The sequence below is a fragment of the uncultured Roseobacter sp. genome (assembly GCF_947495025.1).
Taxonomy (GTDB): Bacteria; Pseudomonadota; Alphaproteobacteria; order Rhodobacterales; family Rhodobacteraceae; genus Roseobacter.
In genome coordinates this window covers 175,947-192,886 of sequence record NZ_CANLXG010000002.1, presented here as the reverse complement: position 1 = coordinate 192,886, position 16,940 = coordinate 175,947, and the positions used below count along the sequence as shown (strand labels likewise).

The 16,940-nt window shown below is 59.4% G+C and carries 18 protein-coding genes; 8 read left to right on the top strand and 10 right to left on the bottom strand.

The window, feature by feature from the left end; genetic code table 11:
• Positions 1–94: 94 nt before the first annotated feature.
• Entirely contained in the window at positions 95–595 is a 501-nt protein-coding gene (locus tag Q0792_RS08980; RefSeq protein ID WP_298839171.1) for an Lrp/AsnC family transcriptional regulator, read from the top strand.
• On the opposite strand, the gene Q0792_RS08975 is transcribed toward Q0792_RS08980, so the two are convergent.
• From Q0792_RS08975 to lgt, 4 genes are all read right to left on the bottom strand, one after another.
• The gene (locus Q0792_RS08975; protein ID WP_298839168.1) at positions 592–1,344 is read right to left on the bottom strand and encodes a Hint domain-containing protein; all 753 of its coding nucleotides are present in this window, start codon (positions 1,342–1,344) and stop codon (positions 592–594) included. The two genes, Q0792_RS08980 and Q0792_RS08975, sit on opposite strands and share 4 nt — an antisense overlap.
• A 755-nt stretch (positions 1,345–2,099) precedes the next feature.
• Positions 2,100–2,855: a peptidoglycan editing factor PgeF gene (pgeF, locus tag Q0792_RS08970; RefSeq protein ID WP_298839164.1), complete on the bottom strand. Its 756-nt coding sequence runs from the start codon at positions 2,853–2,855 to the stop codon at positions 2,100–2,102.
• Complete coding sequence (locus tag Q0792_RS08965) at positions 2,852–3,910, bottom strand: SAM-dependent methyltransferase (protein WP_298841802.1); 1,059 nt, start codon at positions 3,908–3,910, stop codon at positions 2,852–2,854. The genes pgeF and Q0792_RS08965 overlap by 4 nt, the downstream gene beginning before the upstream one ends.
• The gene (lgt, locus tag Q0792_RS08960; protein ID WP_298839161.1) at positions 3,907–4,791 is read right to left on the bottom strand and encodes a prolipoprotein diacylglyceryl transferase; all 885 of its coding nucleotides are present in this window, start codon (positions 4,789–4,791) and stop codon (positions 3,907–3,909) included. Before lgt ends, Q0792_RS08965 begins: the two co-directional genes overlap by 4 nt.
• A 95-nt stretch (positions 4,792–4,886) precedes the next feature.
• Here lgt and Q0792_RS08955 point away from each other — a divergent pair, with 95 nt between their 5' ends.
• From Q0792_RS08955 to Q0792_RS08935, 5 genes are all read left to right on the top strand, one after another.
• Complete coding sequence (locus Q0792_RS08955; protein ID WP_298839156.1) at positions 4,887–5,129, top strand: accessory factor UbiK family protein; 243 nt, start codon at positions 4,887–4,889, stop codon at positions 5,127–5,129.
• Between the two features lie 297 nt (positions 5,130–5,426).
• A complete protein-coding gene (locus tag Q0792_RS08950; protein ID WP_298839153.1) occupies positions 5,427–5,927 on the top strand; it encodes a YbjN domain-containing protein in 501 nt (166 codons plus the stop codon).
• Between the two features lie 33 nt (positions 5,928–5,960).
• Positions 5,961–6,776 (top strand): pyrroline-5-carboxylate reductase, encoded by an 816-nt coding sequence (gene proC, locus Q0792_RS08945; RefSeq protein WP_298839151.1) that lies wholly within the window; start codon positions 5,961–5,963, stop codon positions 6,774–6,776.
• Positions 6,769–7,107, top strand: a complete 339-nt coding sequence (locus tag Q0792_RS08940; RefSeq protein ID WP_298839148.1) for a tRNA-binding protein — start codon at positions 6,769–6,771, stop codon at positions 7,105–7,107. The genes proC and Q0792_RS08940 overlap by 8 nt, the downstream gene beginning before the upstream one ends.
• A gap of 11 nt (positions 7,108–7,118) precedes the next feature.
• Positions 7,119–8,057, top strand: a complete 939-nt coding sequence (locus Q0792_RS08935; RefSeq protein ID WP_298841799.1) for a D-glycerate dehydrogenase — start codon at positions 7,119–7,121, stop codon at positions 8,055–8,057.
• Here Q0792_RS08935 and Q0792_RS08930 read toward each other — a convergent pair.
• On the bottom strand, positions 8,054–8,638 hold the full coding sequence (locus Q0792_RS08930; protein ID WP_298839145.1) for a thymidine kinase: 585 nt from the start codon (positions 8,636–8,638) through the stop codon (positions 8,054–8,056). The genes Q0792_RS08935 and Q0792_RS08930 overlap by 4 nt on opposite strands.
• Positions 8,639–8,921: 283 nt before the next feature.
• Here Q0792_RS08930 and Q0792_RS08925 point away from each other — a divergent pair, with 283 nt between their 5' ends.
• Complete coding sequence (locus tag Q0792_RS08925) at positions 8,922–9,386, top strand: hypothetical protein (RefSeq protein ID WP_298839143.1); 465 nt, start codon at positions 8,922–8,924, stop codon at positions 9,384–9,386.
• Positions 9,387–9,401: 15 nt separating this feature from the next.
• On the opposite strand, the gene Q0792_RS08920 is transcribed toward Q0792_RS08925, so the two are convergent.
• The 5 genes from Q0792_RS08920 to Q0792_RS08900 all read right to left on the bottom strand — a co-directional run bounded on the left by Q0792_RS08920 (position 9,402) and on the right by Q0792_RS08900 (position 16,246).
• Positions 9,402–10,526 carry a beta-ketoacyl-ACP synthase III gene (locus tag Q0792_RS08920; protein WP_298839141.1) on the bottom strand — a complete coding sequence of 375 codons (1,125 nt, stop codon included), beginning with the start codon at positions 10,524–10,526 and terminating at the stop codon, positions 9,402–9,404.
• Between the two features lie 146 nt (positions 10,527–10,672).
• Positions 10,673–10,963 (bottom strand): hypothetical protein, encoded by a 291-nt coding sequence (locus tag Q0792_RS08915; RefSeq protein ID WP_298839139.1) that lies wholly within the window; start codon positions 10,961–10,963, stop codon positions 10,673–10,675.
• Between the two features lie 154 nt (positions 10,964–11,117).
• Positions 11,118–11,669, bottom strand: coding sequence for a hypothetical protein (locus Q0792_RS08910; RefSeq protein ID WP_298839137.1), 552 nt, complete (start codon positions 11,667–11,669; stop codon positions 11,118–11,120).
• A gap of 329 nt (positions 11,670–11,998) precedes the next feature.
• Positions 11,999–15,358 carry a carbamoyl-phosphate synthase large subunit gene (carB, locus tag Q0792_RS08905; protein ID WP_298839135.1) on the bottom strand — a complete coding sequence of 1,120 codons (3,360 nt, stop codon included), beginning with the start codon at positions 15,356–15,358 and terminating at the stop codon, positions 11,999–12,001.
• Positions 15,359–15,490: 132 nt separating this feature from the next.
• Complete coding sequence (locus tag Q0792_RS08900; protein WP_298839133.1) at positions 15,491–16,246, bottom strand: alpha/beta fold hydrolase; 756 nt, start codon at positions 16,244–16,246, stop codon at positions 15,491–15,493.
• Positions 16,247–16,389: 143 nt separating this feature from the next.
• Between Q0792_RS08900 and Q0792_RS08895 the strand changes: the two genes are divergently transcribed.
• The gene (locus Q0792_RS08895) at positions 16,390–16,938 is read left to right on the top strand and encodes a hypothetical protein (RefSeq protein ID WP_298839130.1); all 549 of its coding nucleotides are present in this window, start codon (positions 16,390–16,392) and stop codon (positions 16,936–16,938) included.
• Positions 16,939–16,940: the final 2 nt, after the last annotated feature.

The following is a 16,940-nucleotide window of genomic DNA, read 5'->3' as shown; positions in this document are numbered from 1 at the left end:
TGCGCGTGTAAGGAAATATTGTTGCGTGATTGCGAAATATTATTGCGCATGACGCGGTTGATGTTATAACTTCCGCAAATTCAAAGGGGGGCTTATGGCCGGAACACGTCTTGATCCGATTGATCGGAAAATTCTGGCTGAACTGCAGGCGGATGGTCGTATGACCAACGTAGAGCTTGCAAAACGGGTGGGTATCTCCGCTCCTCCCTGCCTGCGCCGCGTGCGGACCCTTGAAGAAGCCGGGTACATCCGCGGATATCACGCAGAAGTCGATGCCAGAGAACTGGGGTTTGAGGTTCAGGTCTTTGCTATGGTCGGACTGGCAAGCCAGGCAGAGGCAGATCTGTCAGCTTTTGAGGAACGCTGCCGGGCGTGGCCTCTCGTACGCGAGTGCCACATGCTCAACGGCGAAGTCGACTTTATTCTCAAGTGCGCCGCGCCTGACCTGTCCAGTTTCCAGAAATTCCTGACCGGGGAACTGCTGACGACGCCAAATGTGGCCAGTGTCAAAACGTCACTGGTGATACGTGGCGCAAAGGATGAACCCGGTGTGCCATTTGACGTGCTTGAACAGCGGCTTGCGTCCGGAGACTAGGCCGCGGTCAGATCGGCGTCATCACCGGACAGTCGCGCAAATTTCATCGGACCAAAATCGCTCAGCGCGCTGATGTGGGGAAACAGCGACATAAACACATCGCTCAGGGTCTGTGACATATGCTGCAACGGGTCACGACCCGGATGATAGCTTTCCACTTCTAGGCCTGCAGCAACAACCGCTGCATGTCCGCGCAGGCCTATGTGAAACAGACGCACCGGCGTCGGCGGCGACATTTCGATGACGTTCACACCATCCACGAAAGCGCGCGCAGGGGTCAGCACCTGCTGGCCGTCGCGGGCCTTGGCGGTCCCTGGTTGTGACTGTAAAAGGCGTGCGCCAGCACCAAGGCTGACGAAACTGTCGGGCCGGCTCACACCGAAACTGTCAGCCATGATCCTAGTGAGGGGCATACGGCCCATTCCCTGTGTCGGCGCAAACGATGCAGAACCGATCCAGGTAATCTCGCTGTGCTGGCCATCAGACGTCAGGACGGCGTCGCCGGGCTGAAGGTCTTCAACGGCTGTCTGGCCATGTTGTGTCTGGATCAGGGTGCCCTGCGCAAAGGCGGAAAAGGCGGCGTCAAAAACTGCAAGTGCGGGGATCCGGCGCTGACCGATCACCATGCTGCCGTCCGGGCGCAAAGCAGCGATATCTGCGATGCGGGTTCCGGGCGAGGACTGGCCGGGAACGCGGGACATGCCATGATGAGACGTGGCGGAGGAAGCAGCGTGTGGGGTCGGGGTCATGCAATCACCTTTTAACGGTTGGTCACATCCCGTGCCGGCCCCCACCGACGATCACGGAAAAGACAGTTTACAGTTCTTTCGTGTACAGGGTCTGAACAAACTGACCGATGCCGGCCCATTCTGTCAAAAAAGACAGTTAATTGTTTGTTGACGCGTGCCAGTGGGCGCCAGCCCGGTTTTTTGTTTCCGGACAGGCACGCCCGTCGTCACAATTGGGATCGCAACAAAAAACCCTCCTGCGATTCGACACAGGAGGGTTTCTGTCGACAGTAAAACCTCTGGTGAAGCAGAGGAGAGTTTCAGGCAGACTTTCTGAGAGGTGTCTGCTCTTGCTTTCGACGCGCAATGAAAGCCGCCCGGCGGCTGCCGCGGGTCCAGGGCAACTCGGTGTCTGACGCCGACGCTGTCCTGATGACCGATTGTATGAAACGTGCGTTCTTTTTCATTGTCGTGTCCTGCTCGATTATCTGCGATTGGGCCTTTTTGCCTCTTGTTAACCCTTAAATTGCCCGTTCAATCTGGCCGGATTTTGACCATGACCGTTTTTTTTCAACAATTCTTTCAGCAGATCCGCTGCAATTTTGAACGAATTGCCGCAATTCTCCATAAATGCGTAATAAATTGAAATTAAACGGAAAAGGGTAGATCGGTTTTTTATGACCCGAACAATCCGTGTAAAGCAGCGGGATTGTTTATGAGCATTCTGGCAATTTCCAGGCAGCGTTTGCCAGATTTCTGCCGGTATCGGTGCTTTTTCAGAGCGCGATCGCGGCAATCAGCCGGCCATAGTCCGCTTCCTTGGCGTGCGTCGTTCGCCTGTAGGAATAGAAACGGTCAGGGTCTGAATAGGTACAGTGACGGGTCCATTCAGCTTCAGCTATTCCCACGCTGCGCAGCCGGTGAAGGCCGAAGCCAGGCAGATCGAAATGAAAGCGATCGCCTTCTCCGTTCGCAAAGAACCGGGCATAGTCGCTGTCTTCGGCCATGAAGGTGTCAAAAAACTCCGGGCCCACCTCGTAGGCAGTCTGGGAAATTGACGGGCCGATCACAGCCGTAATGTCATTGCGCTCCGCGCCGAGCCCAACCATGGCTTCGACCGTTGCTTCCAGCACACCGTCCAGCGCACCACGCCAACCCGCATGTGCGGCGCCAATGACGCCGGTACCGTGATCCGCGAACAGCACCGGCTGGCAATCTGCGGTCAGAACCGAAAGTGCAATGCCGGGTGTACGCGTGACCATCGCGTCAGCCTGGGGTTTGTCCGTCAGAGGCGCGTTTATTTCGATAACTCTTGCAGAGTGGACCTGGTAGACCCCAACCAGGTGATCTGCGGGCACCTGCATGGCTCCGGCGACGCGCCCACGGTTAATCGCGACGATTTCTGACTGGTCCGAGCTTCCTGTTCCACAGTTCAGGCCAGCGAATACTCCGGAAGAAGCGCCGCCACGGCGGGTAAAGAAACCGTGGCGTACGTCGCCGAGAGTGTCAGATGTCAGAATTTCGAGGGTCATACTTCCAGTCCTGGCGGAGGTGTGCCGGCGTGGGGAAAAAGCCCCAGAACCTTGAACAGGTTTCCCATTTCCTGAGGGTGCGTCAAGCGGCGATGTGCGGCGATGTGCTGCTCCAGCGCAGCTCCGCTCAGCCTGCTGGCCAGCGCCTGTGCGCGCGCAGTGATGCCCAGACGTTCAAGAAATATCCCCTGTGGTGTCACGCGCGTACAGGCACAGGGAGCGGCGGCGGAGAGCGCTTCGAAATCGACATGGGCCGTAAGGTCAGCCTCGCCAGGGGACGCCAGGGGATCAACCGGTGACCGGGACTTCAGAGCCTGCAGCGTATCGCCCAGGCTGCGCCAGTCGCCATAGTCGATGATCAGTCCCGCACCACCATACTCCGCAATCCGGCGGCCAGTTGCATCGACCGCAGGTGCTGCGGCCGGACAGTACTCGACAAGATCGCCGGACACGGTGTCGTCGAGGCGACCCGCCAGGGCAGGTTGCGGGCTTAGGGGCCCCAGTCCGAAACAAAGATCACCGTCTGCCTCGCCGATCTGGCGTTCCCGCCAGTGCGTCTGATCGCGCTGAAATTGCCGGATCGGCAGCGCGTCGAAAAATTCATTCGCCACAAAAAACAATGGTGCGTCAGGCAGCTCTGCACAGGTGTTTACGAAAGTTAACTGAATGCCCTCCAGCGTCCTGCGCTGCTCGTTCCTGAGGCGATCGGACGCCTCAATCAGGACGACGTTCGCCGCCTCCCGAAAGCCCGGCAGCTGACCGGCCGCGCGCAGGATATCTGCCATCAGTGTCCCCCGACCGGGTCCGGCCTCTGCCAGTGTGAACGCTGCCGGCCGCCCCTGGTCTGCCCACGCCTGTGCAAGGCAGAGGCCGACAAGTTCTCCGAACATCTGGCTGATTTCCGGAGCGGTCACAAAATCGCCCGCGCTGCCGAATGGCTCGCGCGTGGTGTAATAGCCAAACCGGGGGTGCAGGAGGCATTCCTGCATGTATTCCGCAACACTCAGCGGTCCGTTTGCCGCAATCCTGGCAAGCAGTTCTGCGCGCAGGCTCACCGGACCGGTCTCGCTTTCAGGATCAGCCAGGCTCCGGCCAGTATCATCGGCAGCGACAACAGCTGACCCATTGTCAGCCCCCAGCCGCCGACGTGCCATGCAAGCCCCAATGGGTTACCTGCCGTAACGAAATGCGCATCAGGCTGACGCACAAATTCGACGAGAAACCGCGAAAGGCCGTAACCGGCAAAGAAAACGCCTGCGATCAGTCCCGGACGCCGCAAGGCGCCTGAACGCCAGACCAGCCAGATCAGCAGGACACCCAGCAACAGGCCTTCCAGCCCGGCTTCGTAAAGCTGGGACGGATGCCGGGCGCATATACCCGCCACATCCGGGCAGTTCTGTGCCTCGGGTCCGGGGAAGGCCACGCCCCATGGCAGATCCGTGGGCCGGCCCCAGAGCTCGCCATTGATAAAGTTTGCCAGCCGCCCGAGCAACAGGCCCGGCGGCACGCCGAGTGCAATTGCATCTGCAAGGCTCAGCCGGGGCAGAGCGTGCTTCCAGGCAAAAAGAAACGCTGCAGTGATAACACCCAGCAACCCGCCGTGAAACGCCATACCCCCCTGCCATACGGCGAGGATTTCTCCGGGATGGTCGAGATAGTAATCGCGCTGGTAAAAAAAGACATAGCCCAGCCGCCCGCCGATGATGACGCCCAGGATCACCCAGGTCAGCAGGTCTTCGATCTGACGGGGTGTGGCCGGTGGGGTTTCAGCGGGCCAGAGAGCGGGGCGCTGCAGCGCCGCGACAACCAGCCGCCAGCCGATGACAATCCCGACGATATACGCCATGGCGTACCACCGCAGGGCCAGCTCAAAGCCAAAGACGGTAACAGAAAAAATCTCGGGTGAAATTTCCGGAAACGGGAGGATCGCTTGCATAACGCCCAATTGCCCGCGCTGCGTGCGGGAAGTCAACCTTGCAGCGCGGGTCGAACAGCCCCATATACCAACTGACAGCGAGACGGAGAGATCACATGCAGACGCGCAACAAAATGTTCGACGACATTTCACAGCTTATGACCAACGCCATGGGTGTGGCGCAGGGTGCGCGTGAAGAGGCCGAAACCGCCATGAAGAGTCTTGTTGACCGCTGGCTCGCTGACCGCGATTTCGTGACGCGCGAAGAGTTCGACGCGGTGCGCAGCATGGCGCAGAAGGCGCGTGAGGAAAACGAAGCGCTGCGTGCGCGCCTTGATGCGCTCGAAGCGAAAGAGTGATCTTTTGGCGGTGCGCCGCCTGATACAAACCTGCGAAATGACCTGAAAACCGGCGAAACGGTAAAGATTTTCTTTACCCGTGCCTCAGGTGTTAACACATGCGGACAATTTGAGCCGCAAATCGCGATATCCACAACTTATTGTGTTAACCCGCAAGAAAAGGGGTTGCCAGAGAAGCCATGGCACAGCACCATATTGTGTATGGGTCGAGGGGATCGCCCCGACCCATAGCGCAGGCACCTGGTTCCTGGGGGCCAATAGGCCCTCATCGCCAGAGCGAAAAAAAGAGGTGTACCTATGGCCCTGTCCGAGCAGTATCTGGAAGAAGACATTCACCCCATCGACATCGTTGAACATCTGGCTGCCCACCATGAATGGGATTTTGACCGGATTTCCGATGAGCAGATCGCGATGGCCGTAGAAGGGCAGTGGCGCACCTATTCGCTGACGCTTGCGTGGTCCGCCTATGACGAGACGCTTCGGATGATCTGCACATTTGACATGGAGCCGCCCGAAGAGAAACTGGCTCTCACGTATGAGCTTCTGAATCATATCAATGATCAGTGCTGGGCGGGTGCCTTCACGTACTGGCAGGAACAGAACCTCATGGTTTATCGCTATGGCCTCGTGCTTTCCGGCGGTCATGTGGCCAGCGCGGATCAGATTGACACCATGATCCGGGCCGCAGTGATGAGTGCCGAGCGTTACTACCCTGCAATGCAGCTGCTTGCCTGGGGCGATCAGACACCGGCCGAGGCACTGCAGGTGGCCATTGCAGAGGCTTACGGCCGCGCGTAAACCTGACCCCCGAACGGAACGCGAGGGGGGTACATGGAAAACAGTCGAATCGCGCGCGAGGGCCTTGTCCTTCTGGGCTGTGGCAAAATGGGGTCAGCGATGCTTCAGGGCTGGCTGGCCCAGGGGCTGCCGGCGTCCTCCGTCAGTGTCATTGACCCTTATCCTTCGGACTGGCTGAAAAGCACAGGTGTCGTACTGAACGCGCACCTGCCTGCGACACCCGCGGTTGTCCTGGTCGCCGTCAAGCCACAGATGATGGCCGACGCATTGCCGGAGCTGAAAGCCATGGGCGGGGGCAGCACAGTGTTCGTGAGCGTGGCCGCCGGTATCACCATCAGTTACTTTGAACAGATGCTGGGCGCCGATACGCCGGTAGTACGCGCAATGCCGAACACCCCGGCGGCCATCTCGCGCGGGATTACGGCGATTGCGGGCAATGATAGCGCGGGCGAGGCGTCGCTGAATGAGGCCGAGGCTCTGCTGTCAGCTGTCGGCGAGGTCGTGCGCCTCGAGGCAGAGGCTGATATTGATGCCGTCACCGGTGTGAGCGGTTCAGGACCGGCGTATGTTTTTCATATGATCGAAACGCTTGCGGCGGCGGGCGAGGCCGAGGGACTGGCACCTGACCTGGCTCTGAAACTTGCAACGGCGACCGTGGCGGGTGCCGGTGCTCTTGCGCAATCTGCAGATATCGGTCCGGACCAGCTGCGCATCAACGTCACATCGCCCAATGGGACAACACAGGCAGCCCTCGAAGTGCTGATGGACGCAGAACACGGCTTTCCCGCGCTGATGAAACGCGCGGTGAAAGCGGCAACAGACAGATCAAGAGAGCTGGCAAATGGCTGAAATTACGTTCGATGACTTCATGGCGGTGGACATCCGCAAAGGCACGGTCCTGCGTGCGGAACCCTTCCCGGAGGCGCGCAAGCCCGCAATCAAGGTCTGGATCGATTTCGGCCCGGACATCGGCGAGAAAAAGACCTCTGCCCAGATAACCACGCATTACACGCCGGAAACGCTGGTGGGCCGGCAGGTTATGGGTGTCGTCAATTTTCCGCCACGTCAGATCGGGCCATTCATGTCTGAAGTCCTGTTGCTTGGGGTCGCGGACAGTGATGGTGCGATTGTGCTGATCAGTCCGGATCATGATGTGCCGGACGGAGGGCGGATGCATTGACCCGCGTTTTCATGAGCCGCCCGCTGCCAGAGCGTGTCCAGGCTGCCGCACGCGCCCGCTTTGACGTGACTGTCCGTGCTGAGACAGGTCCGCTGAGCCGCGCAGAGATGCTGGAGTCGCTGCGGGAGTATGATGCGGTGGTCCCGACCCTCGGCGATCTCTACGATGCCAGTCTGTTCGCAGATGTGCCGTCGCCGCGGTGCCGCCTGCTGGCGAATTTTGGTGTCGGCTACAACCATATTGATGTGGACGCCGCCCGCGCCGCAGGCATTGCGGTGTCGAATACGCCCGGTGCGGTAACCGATGCCACCGCAGATACCGCGATGACGCTGATGCTGATGAGCGCGCGCCGGGCGGGTGAGGGCGAGCGGATCGTGCGGGCAGGCGCCTGGGAAGGCTGGCATCCGACGCAGCTGCTGGGGATGCACCTGAGCGGAAAAACGGTCGGTATTGTCGGTATGGGCCGGATTGGTCAGGCCATCGCGCGGCGCTGTCATTTCGGATTTGGCATGACAGTTGCCTATCACAGCCGTTCGGAAAAGCAGCTGGATTTCCCGGCAACCCGGGCGGACAGTCTGCTGGCCCTGGCCGGCTCTGTTGATGTGGTCGTGATTGCTGTGCCGGGTGGTGCGGAAACCAACCATCTGATCAATGCTGACGTGCTGGCGGCCATGCAGCCGCATGCGCACCTGATCAATATCGCGCGGGGTAACGTCGTTGAAGAAGCAGCGTTAATCGGGGCTCTGGAACAGGGGCAGATCGGCGGTGCGGGTCTTGACGTCTATGAGTTCGAACCACGGGTGCCGGATGCTCTGAAAGCGCTGGAAAATGTGGTTCTGCTGCCGCACATCGGCACGGCAGCTCTCGAAGTGCGTGAAGATATGGGGCTGATGAGCGTGAACAATCTGGTCGCGTTCTTCGACGACCAGCCATTGCCCAACGGCGTCTAGGCGCTGTTCTCTGTTTCGTCCCGCCAGTGGCGGCGGCACAGCGAGACATAGGTTTCGTTTCCGCCGATCTGCACCTGGGCGCCGTCAAGCAGGGCTTTGCCGTTCTGATCTTTGCGCACGACCATCGTGGCTTTTTTCCCGCAATGACAGATGGTACGTACTTCACGCATCTCATCCGCGAGCGCGAGAAGTGTGGCCGACCCGGGAAAGAGCTCGCCGCGAAAATCCACCCGCAGTCCAAAGCACATGACAGGAACACCAAGGTCGTCAACAGCGCGTGCAAGCTGCCACACCTGCTCCTTGCTCAGAAACTGGGCTTCATCGATAAAAACGCAGGCTACCGGACCGGCATTCTGGCGTTTGTGAATGAGAGCAAAGAGGTCATCTTCACGGCCGAAGGTATCAGCGGGTTCACCTATGCCAATCCGTGAGGCGATCCTGCCTTTGCCGGCGCGATCATCGAACCGGGCGGTCAGAAGATAAGGCTCCATACCCCGTTCCCGGTAGTTGTGCGCAGCCTGAAGCAGCACCGTGGATTTGCCGGCGTTCATGGTCGAATAGTGAAAGTAAAGCTTGGCCATGCGGTTTGATAATCCGGGGCACGGGCGGTCGCAAGCAGGACCAGGGGTGTTGAAGGGAGCGGCTGCGCAATACCCGGCGGGGGCCGGACTGTTTTCCCGTCACAACAGAGCGCAGCGCGGCTCCTACCAAAAAACCAGCTGCGGGAGCGCCGGCCACTCTTTATGCCCAAAACACGCGGGTGCGTTTTTATAAATGACATTTCCCTGCCATCCGATTAATGGGGAAAGCCATAACTGTATTTCCGGCGACCGATTGGCGAGACCGGGTTCGGGAGAATGCTCAATGACTGCGATCGCGCGTTATCTGAAAAAACACACCGAGGCCCTTGTGAAGGATGTGGGCATCGAGCAGGCCTGCCGTGTGACCGGGAAGTCAAAGGCGACGCTGGGCCGCTATTATTCGGACCACGACGAGCATTCGGATCGCTTTATGCCGATCGAAACGGTTGCACTGCTGGAGCAGGCCGCACGGTACCCGCATGTAACCGGCGCGCTTGCAGAACTGTCCGGTACCTCATTGCAGTACGACGAGCGGCGTCCGAACGACGAACGTCCCGGCGGTGTAAACAGCGATGTGATTGCACTGAGCCAGCGCTTTGCCATGCTGATGGGCGAATATCAGCAGTCAATGGAAGACGGAAAAATCACCGTCAACGAGGCTAAGCGTCTGTTGAAGGAGACAACGCTGTTGCAGCAGGTACTCATCGACATGAAACTGCACCTGGAGCAGGATCACGGGGCCGCCTGACCTGGTGACACAGACTCAGCTGTGCCTGCGCAGCAGCACCGAACCTACCGAATAACCCGCACCAAAAGAACAGATCAGCCCGGCGTCACCTTCTGCCAGGTCATCGGAGTATTTTGAGAATGCGATGATGGATCCGGCAGACGACGTGTTGGCATAGTCCTGCAGGATGTTGGGCTGTTCTTCGGGCGCGGGCGTTCTGCCAAGAACTTTCCGGCCGATAAAATCATTCATTGTTTTGTTGGCCTGGTGCAGCCAGAGGCGTTTCAGGTCATCAGCCGCGATGCCTTCGCTCTGCATATGTGCGGCGATATGATCGGACACCATCGGCAGGACTTCCTTGAACACTTTCCGGCCATTCTGCATGAACTGCATGTCGCGGCGGTCAGCCATGCCGGCGGGGCGGGAGCGGCGCAGGTAACCGTTGTTATTGCGGATATTGTTGGAAAAATCGGTCGCGCAGCGGGTCGACAGGATTTCGAAATGCGCCCCGCTGGCGGCGTCCCGGCGTTCTATCAGGGTTGCCGTGGCCACGTCGCCAAAGATGAAATGGCAATCGCGGTCACGCCATTCCAGGTGCGCCGAGCAGATTTCGGGGTTGATCACGAGGGCACTGCGGATACTGCCGGAACGCACCATGTCGGCTGCGGCCTGGATGCCGAAAGTGGCCGAGGAACACGCGACATTCATGTCGAAAGCAAAGCCGCTGACACCCAGAAGCTGCTGGATTTCGATCGCCACAGCGGGATAGGCGCGCTCCATGTTGGAGGCGGCACAAACTACCAGATCAACGTCGCTCGCTGTGCGTCCGGCCTGCAACAGAGCTTTGCGCGCCGCATCAACACCCATTTCTGCCATAAGCGAGGGTTCATCATCGTCGCGCTGCCGCAGCAACGGGTGCATGACAGCAGGGTCAAGCACACCTGACTTGTCGATCACATAGCGCTGTCGGATGCCCGAGGCTTTGACGATAAAATCCTCGGATGAATGTTCTTTGGCCTCGACGGTGCCTGCGGAAATTGCCGCTGCATTCTCTGTATTGAAGAGGTCTGCATATGCATTGAAGGCCGTCACGAGTTCGGCGTTGGTGATCACATTGTCCGGTGTGAATACGCCGGTTCCGGTTATGACGGGTCTGTGCATGGCTCATATCTCCGAAGGTGCGCCGTTCTGGTCCCATCTGTGCGGTGTGGTCAAGCCCGGCAAGGGCAAGTGACGCAGCGTCTGCGCATTATCGGTACGGCGTCGTCAATGTATGGGCGCGCGGGGAATGCCGGAGCACCTGGTCGTCAGCGGACGGGAACTGAATAGAGCACATAGCCATCACGCCGCGCGACCTCGACCGCGCCGGTGTCGATCACAAACACACCGAGGTTCTCGGCATCTGCAGGGCATGCCACGAGATCGGCGGCATCATCGAGGAACTGGTTGGTGAAATCATCCTCGCCGACGCGGCGGCAGATATCGCCTTTGAACCGGTAGCCTTCGCCGAAAAGCGGCAGGGAACCGGAGACGGGTTCGGGGGCGGGGGTGCAGGCTGAAATCATGGTTGCGAAAACGACAGCGGTGGCAATGCGCATGTTTGTGATCCTTCAGTGAATGGAGTGCAGTCTATGCCAGACGGAGCGTTCTGTCCAAACAGGGCACCACCCGGTCCGTCCGGCGGCACGCAACGCCATGTAAAAACCGGTGTTTATAACCGCCCCGCCGACCGTCGCGCTCGGGAGGCAACCGTTATCCCCGATGCGTTTCCCTGTACGGAACGCCGGCCGCACGGATGTTCTCCGCCAGCCACGACAGGCTGACACCGGAATACGGTTGCAGCTGTACCGGGTCACGTGCATGGAAATGTACCCAGTACTCGCGTTTGTCCTGTGCTTCGTCCTGGTGAATTGTCCGGAATTCGATTTCTTTCAATTCATCAAGTCTGGCGGAGAACCCGCTTTCGCTGCCGTGCGCATGGCGCGGTACATGCCAGAGAAGTTCGCCGTCTTTCAGACGGAAGTGCCATTCGCCGGAAGTCCCGAGGGAGCGCGCTGCGAATAAAAGCTCTCTCAGCATTCCACAGAACCCGCAGGCGATGCAAACGACGCCAAGGAACGCCTGAACAGACCAGGTTTCCACAGCCTCGATTTCCACTTTCAGGATAGTCTTGTCCGGAATGAGCCAAAGCCCGGATGCAATCAGTACAGCGGACATCATTGGAGCAATGATCAGGCGCGTGGTGTTACGCTTCCGGACAGACTGGCGAACGTCGAAGAAGGGGAAATCGCTTTCTGTTTCCATCAGGTGAATGACCCGTGAGTTCCGAAGGCCCGGTGCATCACTTAACGCCCACAATGCTTTGCGGTACTGTAACGTGTTTGCCGCCCCGGCCGCACAGCAACCCGATCTTTCTGTTGCCTGACTGTCCTTCCGCATATGTAGCACATTACGTCAACTTGCGTGACAGTGCCGGCTGCATCGAGGCCGTGACCATCGTCATGTGGCTGCACATGCCGGACGCGCCTTGCCTGCTGGCAGTTTCCTGCGCAACACGGCGCTGTGCAACGATGCGAAAAGGGTTTCGTCGCAACAGCAGACGTTCGTGTTCGCAAACGGGAAAGGGCAGCTCTTTATCCCTGCAGTGATTTGACGCCAACATCCCCATCAGCCTGTGCCCGGATCGCAAGCGCTGCGGCATAGGACCCGGCAGCTGTGGTGAAGTAGGGAATCCGGTCATACAGCGCGATGGAACGAATGGATTTGCTGTCCTCGACGGCTTGGGCGCCCTCGGTGGAGTTCATCACCAGCTGGATGCCTTCGTCCTTCATCATGTCGGTGACGTCCGGGCGGCCCTCGTAGACCTTGTTTACCGTCCCGCAGGTCAGGCCCTGCTCGTTGAGCCAGCTGGCTGTGCCGCGTGTGGCCACGAGGGTAAAGCCTTGCTCCAGAAGAATTTTTGCTGCTGACAGCATATCTTCTGTTTTGTCTGCGTCCTTGATCGAGATAAAGGCACAGCCGGAGGTTGGCAGCGGGTTGCCCGCGCCCATCTGCGCCTTGAGGAAGGCGCGGGGGAAGTCGCGGTCCCAGCCCATGACCTCGCCGGTGGAGCGCATTTCAGGCCCAAGGATCGTGTCCACGCCGGGGAAACGGGCAAAAGGAAGCACAGCTTCCTTGACCGAGAACCACGGCATGTTCGGATCGGCCAGCGTCATCGGATCACCAAGTGGCAACACGTCATCATAGGCGGCACTGGCATCATAGGGCGCGCGCAGAGGGAAGTTGCTCAGCGGCTCACCGGCCATGATGCGCGCGGCGATGGACGCGATGGCGCTGTCGGTTGCTTTGGCGACAAAGGGCACGGTGCGCGAGGCGCGCGGGTTGACCTCAATAAGATAAATCTCGCCATCCTTGACCGCGAACTGGATGTTCATCAGACCGACCACGTTGAGGGCTTTTGCCAGGGCGCGTGTCTGCTCCTCTACCTCCGCGATGACCTCGCGGGAGAGGGAGTAGGGCGGCAGGGAACAGGCGCTGTCGCCCGAGTGCACGCCGGCCTCTTCGATGTGCTGCATGATGCCCGCGACATGCACATCCGTGCCGTCACAGAGCGCGTCGACGTCCAGCTCCACCGCGCCGGCAAGATAGCTGTCGAGCAATACCGGGCTGTCGCCCGAGACAACCACGGCGGACGTGATATAGCGTTCAAGGCTTGCCTGATCGCGCACGATTTCCATGGCCCGTCCGCCCAGCACATACGAGGGGCGGATGACCAGCGGGAAGCCAATGTCCTCTGCAATCTCCAGTGCTTCGGCGTCGGAATGGGCGATGCCATTGTTTGGCTGTTTCAGGCCAAGCCCCTGCACCAGCTGCTGGAACCGTTCACGGTCTTCGGCCAGATCGATGGCGTCTGGTGTGGTGCCCAGGATCGGGATGCCCGCGTCGTGCAGCGCGTTGGCCAGCTTGAGAGGTGTCTGGCCACCGAACTGAACGATCACACCGTGCAGGGTGCCGTTTTCCTGTTCGACACGCATGATTTCCATGACGTGCTCGAACGTGAGCGGTTCAAAATAGAGGCGATCCGAGGTGTCATAATCTGTCGAGACGGTTTCGGGATTACAATTGACCATGATGGTCTCGTAACCGGCATCCGTCAGGGCGTAACAGGCATGGCAACAGCAGTAATCAAATTCGATCCCCTGGCCGATCCGGTTCGGGCCTCCACCGAGAATTACCACTTTTTTGCGATCAGAAGGGCGCGCTTCGCATTCCACATCGCCAAAAACCGGCGTTTCGTAGGTGGAGTACATATAGGGCGTCTGCGCTTCGAATTCGGCGGCACAGGTGTCGATACGTTTAAACACGGCGGTGACACCAAGATCGGTCCGGGTGCGGCGGACAGATGTCTCGGACTGGCCTGTCAGCGCGGCCATTCGGGCGTCGGTGAAACCCATCATTTTGAGGTGCCGCAGTGCACCTGCGTCGTCCGGCAGTCCGTTGGTGCGCAGGTCCCGCTCAGCTTCGACAATCTCACGGATCCGCGCAAGGAACCAGGGGTCAAACATGGTCACGCCATGGATCTCGTCATCGCTCAGCCCGTGCCGCATGGCCTGAGCTATCGTCCGCAGCCGGTCGGGTGTCTGCCGGCTGATCGCCTTGACGATTGCCGCTCTGCTGGCACCTTCGCTTTCCCAGTGGCCGACGCCAACGCCTTCGATGTCGATTTCATCAAATCCGCTCAGACCCTCTTCCATCGAGGCAAGCGCCTTTTGCATGCTCTCATGGATGGTGCGTCCGATCGACATCGCTTCGCCGACGGACTTCATCGCCGTCGTCAGATCCGGTGTCGACCCGGGGAACTTTTCAAAGGCGAACTTGGGGATTTTAGTGACGACGTAGTCGATCGTTGGCTCAAAGCTCGCAGGGGTGACGCGGGTGATGTCGTTATCGAGCTCATCCAGCGTATAGCCTACGGCCAGTTTTGCCGCGATCTTTGCAATCGGGAAGCCGGTGGCTTTGGACGCCAGCGCCGAGGAGCGCGACACGCGCGGGTTCATTTCGATCACGACCATGCGGCCATCGACCGGGTTCACGGCCCACTGCACGTTGGAGCCGCCGGTTTCCACTCCGATCTCGCGCAGAACGGCGATCGAGTGGTTACGCATGATCTGGTATTCTTTGTCCGTAAGCGTCAGGGCCGGGGCCACTGTTATGCTGTCGCCGGTATGCACGCCCATCGGGTCGACGTTCTCAATCGAGCAGACGATGATGGCATTGTCGGCCGTGTCGCGCACCACCTCCATCTCGTATTCTTTCCAGCCCAGCAGCGATTCATCGACGAGGATCTGACCCACAGGCGAGGCATCCATGCCTGACCGGCAGATCGCCTCATAGTCATCCCGGTTATAGGCCACGCCGCCACCGGTGCCGCCCATGGTAAAGGCGGGACGGATGATGGCAGGCAGGCCAACTTCTTCCAGCGTGTTGAGCGCCAGACGCACGCCCTCGGCCAGGTCTTTCCTGCCATTGGCGTCTTTCGGGGCGGTGACAATCGCCGCTTTGGGGTTCTCGATGTTCAGGCGGTCCATCGCTTCGCGGAACAGTTTCCGGTCTTCGGCCATTTCGATGGCTTCGCGTTTTGCGCCGATCATCTCGACATTGTATTTGTCGAGCACGCCCATTTCCTCAAGCGCCAGCGAAGTGTTCAGACCGGTCTGTCCACCCATGGTGGGCAGCAGCGCGTCGGGGCGTTCTTTCTCAATAATCTTGGCAACCATCTCTGGCGTGATCGGCTCGATATAGGTTGCATCCGCCAGGCCGGGGTCGGTCATGATCGTCGCGGGATTGGAGTTGACCAGGATCACCCGATACCCCTCTTCCCTGAGGGCTTTACAGGCCTGTGCGCCGGAATAGTCGAATTCGCAGGCCTGACCGATAACGATGGGCCCCGCGCCGATGATCATGATCGATTTGATATCGGTTCTCTTTGGCATGGCGCAGCCCCCTTTTGATCAGACACCCCCGTGTGTCCAAATTGTCCTGCGTTATAGGCATGAGAGGCCGCTGCGCAAGGGGGAATGGGCGATTCGCCGGGTGTTTGTGCGGGCCTGTCAGCCGCCGCGTGTTCAGAGCCCCAGGAATGTCCGTACAGCAGCTTCGAACTCGCGCGGTTTCTCTGCATGCAGCCAGTGGCCAGCGCCCCGCAGTTTCGCGAAATGTGACTGAGGAAAGAGGCGCCTGATCCCGGGACGATGGTCCGGCAACACATAATCTGACGCCGCACCGGACAGAAACAGGGTCTCACCGTCAAACCGTGCATCTGTCGCAGGAAAGCCGAGGATTTTGTCCATTTCTGCAGCAAGCGTATCCAGGTTCAGCCGCCATGTTTTGCCCGGCACATCCAGTGACTGTGTGAAAAAGCTGCAGAGCGCAGGTTCAACACCCTGTTCGGCCAGTTGGCTCTCTGCTTCCGACCGCCGTGTCACCATGCTCAGGTCAACCGCGCGCATGGCTTCGATGTACTGAATCTGGCTGTGACTGTAGCTCACGGGGGCAATGTCCGCGACAATCAGGCGATCCACCAGATCGGGGCGGGTCAGGGCCAGCATCATGGATGCCTTGCCGCCCATCGAATGCCCGACCACATGAACCGGTCCGCCAAGATGCGTGATCAGTTCTGCGAGGTCTGTTGCCATGTCATCATAGGTATGTGTTTCGGTGCGCGGGCTGTGACCGTGGTTGCGCATGTCCACCGTGATCACGCGCGTGTCCGCTGCCAGGCGTTTTGCGATTACACCCCAGTTGCGCCCGGAACCGTAGAGGCCGTGCACAATCACCACCGCTCTGGTCCCGCCCTCGCCATATTCGCTGTAGTTCAACATGACCCCTCGCTAGCGGATATTCCCGCTCCGCGCCAGACCGCAGGCGCAGGCCCTGGTGGTGATAAAGATTTGTTAAGACTTTCCGGCCAGAAAGGCTTTGGGGGCGCCAGCTCAGTATGACGGCGCGAGGACCTGACCGAACCATGAAAAAAACCGTTATCGGACGTCTGGGTGAAAGCCCGGAGCAGGAGGATCTTGATCTGTTCCGGACGTACGGCGGACCGATTGAGGTCGAGATTGTTCCGGGGTTCCACCGATCAGGCAGATACCTTTTTCTGGCCCGCGCATTCTTTGAGAGTGACAAGGAAATCGTGACCGTTTTCTCAGGCCGCAGAGCGCTTGATACAGGCCCGCTGGCCCGCACCCTGCAGGCGTTGGAAAGCCTTGCCGCACAGCGCGCGGCTGCACAGCGCAGACCACCGCCGCCCAAGGACGCAATCCGTCTGCCGGTTCAGATAAAAGGGGCGTGGCAACATCAGTACTATGCTGATGACGAAGGCGAAGAAGTGAAGATTTTCCAGCTTCTGGTCGCGCGCTGGAGCTTTACTGATCTGCAGGGGCAGGAACACCAGTTCGGCGAATCCCCGGCGGGTGCGGTGCGTGCCCAGAGACGGGTAAAATCCCGCATTCTGCAGCGCCGCGAAATTGATGCCGTTCCGCGCGAACGGGCCTCCGGACCCGCCGAGGGCTGACG

Coding starts and splice junctions, on each gene's coding strand:
- Q0792_RS08980 (WP_298839171.1), top strand. CDS start 95: ATGGCCGGAACACGTCTTGATCCGATTGATCGGAAAATTCTGGCTGAA.
- Q0792_RS08975 (WP_298839168.1), bottom strand. CDS start 1,344: ATGACCCCGACCCCACACGCTGCTTCCTCCGCCACGTCTCATCATGGC.
- pgeF (WP_298839164.1), bottom strand. CDS start 2,855: ATGACCCTCGAAATTCTGACATCTGACACTCTCGGCGACGTACGCCAC.
- lgt (WP_298839161.1), bottom strand. CDS start 4,791: ATGCAAGCGATCCTCCCGTTTCCGGAAATTTCACCCGAGATTTTTTCT.
- Q0792_RS08955 (WP_298839156.1), top strand. CDS start 4,887: ATGCAGACGCGCAACAAAATGTTCGACGACATTTCACAGCTTATGACC.
- Q0792_RS08950 (WP_298839153.1), top strand. CDS start 5,427: ATGGCCCTGTCCGAGCAGTATCTGGAAGAAGACATTCACCCCATCGAC.
- proC (WP_298839151.1), top strand. CDS start 5,961: ATGGAAAACAGTCGAATCGCGCGCGAGGGCCTTGTCCTTCTGGGCTGT.
- Q0792_RS08940 (WP_298839148.1), top strand. CDS start 6,769: ATGGCTGAAATTACGTTCGATGACTTCATGGCGGTGGACATCCGCAAA.
- Q0792_RS08935 (WP_298841799.1), top strand. CDS start 7,119: ATGAGCCGCCCGCTGCCAGAGCGTGTCCAGGCTGCCGCACGCGCCCGC.
- Q0792_RS08930 (WP_298839145.1), bottom strand. CDS start 8,638: ATGGCCAAGCTTTACTTTCACTATTCGACCATGAACGCCGGCAAATCC.
- Q0792_RS08925 (WP_298839143.1), top strand. CDS start 8,922: ATGACTGCGATCGCGCGTTATCTGAAAAAACACACCGAGGCCCTTGTG.
- Q0792_RS08920 (WP_298839141.1), bottom strand. CDS start 10,526: ATGCACAGACCCGTCATAACCGGAACCGGCGTATTCACACCGGACAAT.
- Q0792_RS08915 (WP_298839139.1), bottom strand. CDS start 10,963: ATGCGCATTGCCACCGCTGTCGTTTTCGCAACCATGATTTCAGCCTGC.
- Q0792_RS08910 (WP_298839137.1), bottom strand. CDS start 11,669: ATGGAAACAGAAAGCGATTTCCCCTTCTTCGACGTTCGCCAGTCTGTC.
- carB (WP_298839135.1), bottom strand. CDS start 15,358: ATGCCAAAGAGAACCGATATCAAATCGATCATGATCATCGGCGCGGGG.
- Q0792_RS08900 (WP_298839133.1), bottom strand. CDS start 16,246: ATGTTGAACTACAGCGAATATGGCGAGGGCGGGACCAGAGCGGTGGTG.
- Q0792_RS08895 (WP_298839130.1), top strand. CDS start 16,390: ATGAAAAAAACCGTTATCGGACGTCTGGGTGAAAGCCCGGAGCAGGAG.